Source organism: Actinomadura sp. BRA 177 (assembly GCF_013372625.1).
GTDB lineage: Bacteria > Actinomycetota > Actinomycetes > Streptosporangiales > Streptosporangiaceae > Spirillospora.
The window spans coordinates 1-3,442 of the sequence record NZ_JABXFD010000588.1 but is presented as its reverse complement, the minus strand read 5'-3'; the positions used below and the strand labels follow the sequence as shown (position 1 = coordinate 3,442).

3 protein-coding genes and 1 riboswitch are annotated in these 3,442 nt (G+C 71.5%); of the genes, 2 read left to right on the top strand and 1 reads right to left on the bottom strand.

What is annotated here, in order from left to right; all coding sequences use genetic code 11:
• Positions 1-176: 176 nt before the first annotated feature.
• Positions 177-548, bottom strand: coding sequence for a hypothetical protein (locus HUX53_RS33455; protein WP_176407256.1), 372 nt, complete (start codon positions 546-548; stop codon positions 177-179).
• 50 nt (positions 549-598) lie between these two features.
• Positions 599-715, top strand: a riboswitch (SAM riboswitch).
• A gap of 41 nt (positions 716-756) precedes the next feature.
• Between HUX53_RS33455 and HUX53_RS33450 the strand changes: the two genes are divergently transcribed.
• The gene (locus HUX53_RS33450; RefSeq protein ID WP_176407254.1) at positions 757-2,007 is read left to right on the top strand and encodes an aminotransferase class V-fold PLP-dependent enzyme; all 1,251 of its coding nucleotides are present in this window, start codon (positions 757-759) and stop codon (positions 2,005-2,007) included.
• An 89-nt stretch (positions 2,008-2,096) separates the two neighbouring features.
• Positions 2,097-3,442, top strand: a 1,346-nt coding sequence (locus HUX53_RS33445) for an SseB family protein (protein WP_176407252.1), incomplete at its 3' end; no start/stop codon positions are given.

The window sequence follows — 3,442 nt, the reverse complement described above, 5'->3', positions numbered from 1 at the left end:
CCCACCAACCCCGCCCGCCCCTCCACCCACACCGGACGCCTACTCACACCGGAGATCCGGTCACACCGGAGATCCGGTCACCTCGGGCGTCTGGCCATACCGGGGATCCGGTCACACCGGGCTTCTCGGGCGGGTCAGGTGTTCGGTTGCGTCGGTTCTTTGGACGTGGGCGGGGCTTAGTCGCAGGCCTGGCCGATTTTCGCCGGGGTCTCCTTCATCACGGTGTTGAGCTGGGCGACGTCGCCGGTGCCGACGGCGGGGGCGGCGGCGCGGAGCTTGTCCGCCTCCGCTTTGAGGGCCTTCTTCAGGTCGGCGTCGTCGGCCTTCTTCGCCAGCCCGTCCAGCCGTCCCGCGAGCCGCTCGGTCGGCTGCCGCCACTGCGCGGGCTCGGCCGCCGGGATGCCCCTGACCTGCGTGATGTACTGCTGGAACGCCTTCTTCGTGTCGGTGCACACCTGACCGGAATTGCCGCCCAGCATGCCGCAGCCGCTCAGGGTGCCGAGCACCATCACGCCTCCGGCCAGCGCCCGAACCACCCCGTACCGCATCGTTTCCTCCTGCTTGATCCCCGACCGGACCCGTATATGATTCCGCACTAGGTCATGAGCGCCAGCGTCAAGCCCCGGCTTGCTGGCCGGCAACCCTTCGTCCGCGATGGGGTGCCCCGGGTGAGGACCTGGCCGGACGCGGCACCGCGTTCCGGCAAGCGCGGATCCCGACCTGTCATCCGGGGTCCCTGACCCGGAAGGTCCCGGTATGCCCGCCTTGCTCTCCCCCACCACGCCTGCTGTGACGCGTCCCGAGGGGGTCCGGGTTCGCCGGATTCCGCGAGTGATCGGGACGGACGTCCCGGTGCCGCTGCGGGACGGCGGCCACGTCCCCTACGCCAACTTCGACTACGCCGCCAGCGCGCCCTGCCTGGAGGCGGTGCAGGACGCGGTCGTCCGGGCGCTGCCGTACTACAGCAGCGTCCACCGCGGGGCGGGGTACGCGTCGCAGGTCACGACCGGCGCGTACGAGGAGGCTCGCGAGACCGTCCGCTCGTTCGTCGGGGCGTGGCGCCGATCGGCGGTCGTGTTCACGCGCAACACGACCGACTCCATGAACCTGCTGGCGCACGCCGTCCCCGCCGGGACGAGCGTCGTCGTCTTCGAGACCGAGCACCACGCGTCGCTGCTGCCGTGGAAGCGGGCCGTGCGGCTTCCGGCGCCCGCCACCCCGGCCGAGGCGATCTCCGCCGCCGACCGCGCGCTCCGCTCCTGCCCGATCGGGCCGCGGCTGCTCGTCGTCACGGCCGCGTCCAACGTCACCGGCGAACTGTGGCCCATCGAGGAACTCGCGCGGGTCGCGCACCGCAACGGCGCCCGGATCGCGGTGGACGCGGCGCAGCTCGTCCCGCACCGTCCGCTCGACATGACCGCGCTCGGCCTGGACTACGTCGCGTTCTCCGGCCACAAGCTGTACGCGCCGTTCGGCGCCGGAGTCCTCGCCGGACGCGCGGACTGGCTGCGCGCCGCCGACCCTTACCTGAAGGGCGGCGGCGCGAGCGCGTCGGTCGGCAGGACGACCCGATGGGCGGCGTCGGCGGAGCAACGGCACGAGGCAGGGTCACCGAACGTCCTCGGTGCGATCGCGCTGGCCGCCGCCTGCGAGACGATTTCCCCCTTCTGGAACGATCTGGCCGTCCGAGAGGAGGCCCTCGTCGACCGGCTCCGCACCGGGCTGGCCGCGCTGCCGCACGTCCAAGAACTAAACCTCTGGGGCGGACGGGCACCGCGCGTGGGAATCGTCTCGTTCACCGTGGACGGCTGGAACGCGCGCGACGTGGCGCTTACGCTGTCGGAGGAGCACGGCATCGGCATCCGGGACGGAAGGTTCTGCGCGCACCCCTTCGTCCGGCACCTGGCGGGCGGGGACACCGCCGTGCGCGCCAGTCTCGGCATCGGGACGGGCGAGGAGCACGTCGACCGGCTGCTCGCCGCCCTCGCCGGGCTGACAGCGCGCTGACCTGCACACACCCGCGGGCAGTCAGGTGATTATGCTCTTTGGTCCTGTTCGCCCATGTAGCGTGGGCAGTCGCACGGAGGAAACAGGGGGTGGCGACCGTGGCCGACGCGTGGCGACCCACGTCGGAGCTGGAACACCGACTGCAGGAGACCGTACGGGCCGGGGACCAGGAGAGCTACTTCCGCCTCCTCGCGGACAGCGAACTCGTCGTCCCCGTCCCGCCCGAACTGGTCGACGGCGTGCTGGCCAACGAGACGCAGCCGTCCTGGCCGACCCAGGAGGAGGACGGCCGCGTCCACGTCCTGGTCTACACCTCCGCGTCGGCGATGCGGGCGTGCCTCGGGCCGTCCTACCAGCACTTCATGACGGTCCGGTTCGGCGACATCGCCGAGACATGGCCGGACGCCCGCTGGTGGCTCGCCATCGACGCGCCCGCCCCCGGCGTCGGCACCGTGCTGCCCATCGAGGCGCGGATGCCGGCCTGGTTCGTCCGCCAGGTCGCCGAGGGCGACGGCCGCCCACCGCAGGTCGGCCGCGCGCCCGCCGCCTGGGAGGAGCTCCGCGACCAGCACCGCGAGCTGCCCCGGCAGTCGCCGCGCCCGGAGTTCCAGCCGGCCAACGACGTGGAACGCGAACTGCTGCGCGCCGCCGCCAACAACGACCACGACCTTTTCCTGCAGACGCTCGCGGACACCGACGTCCTGCTGCCCGTCCCGAACGACATGGACTTCACGCTGCGTCCGGGCCGTCCCGGGTTCCCGTGGCAGACCCGCGAAGTGGACGGCTCCACGGTCGTGCCGGTCTTCACGTCCCCGGAACGCCTGCTCGAAGCGTCCGGCGCCGGCACCGAATACATCAAGCTGCCGTTCACCGTGGCCCTGCGCTACTGGCCGAACCACGACTGGCTGCTCGCCATCAACTCCGGCTCCCCCGCCGGCGGCACCGTCCTCGCGCAGCAGCTCCCGGGCCTCGCCACCTGGGCCGACCAGCGCGCCGCCCAGCGCATGACGGACCAGTTCGAACCCCAGAACGACATCGAGCAGCGCCTTTTCGACGTCGCCCGCCGCCGCGACACCGACGCCTTCTACAAGACCCTGCTCGGCGCCCAGGTCCTGGTCCCCGCCGAGACGGACACCCCGTGGGGCATCGTGCCGGGCGACCCCGACTTCCCGTGGCGCCCCGTCCCCATCCACGGCCGGACGTCCATCCAGGTCTTCACGTCCCTGAAGTGGATGAACGAGGCCATCGGCTCGTCCCGCTTCATCATGCCGAGCCTCCACGAGATGGTCGCCGCCTGGCCCGACACCGACTGGACGCTCGTCCTGAACCCGTCTCTTCTACACATCCGCCGCTGCCGACGAACAGGCACACGTAGATTCCAGGGGTCGCCGACTCCTCACAAAAACACAAGCAACCATACCACGAACACACGGCC